1 protein-coding gene is annotated in these 292 nt (G+C 52.4%); it reads left to right on the top strand.

Annotation, left to right across the window (positions count from 1 at the left end; genetic code table 11):
* Positions 1 to 292: Ig-like domain-containing protein (locus tag V6E90_RS21650; protein ID WP_332606425.1), on the top strand; the 292-nt coding region annotated here is incomplete at both ends.

Genomic DNA, 292 nt, shown 5'->3' with positions numbered 1-292 from the left:
CTGAGCAACGATGCAACCCCTGCATTGACGGGTACCGTGAATGATCCAACAGCCACGATTGTGGTGACTGTGGATGGTGTGAACTATCCAGCGGTGAACAATGGTGATGGTACTTGGACCTTGGCGGACAATACTTTACCGACCTTGGGTGAAGGCAACCATACTGTGACGGTGACTGCGACAGATGCAGCGGGCAATGTGGGCACAGATAGCGCAGTATTGACGATTGATACCGTTGCACCAAATGCACCAGTGCTTGATCCGATCAATGCGACCGACCCAATCAGTGGTA

The sequence above is a fragment of the Acinetobacter sp. ESBL14 genome (assembly GCF_036668815.1).
Taxonomy (GTDB): domain Bacteria; phylum Pseudomonadota; class Gammaproteobacteria; order Pseudomonadales; family Moraxellaceae; genus Acinetobacter; species Acinetobacter gyllenbergii.
This window is presented reverse-complemented; position numbering and strand designations above follow the sequence as displayed.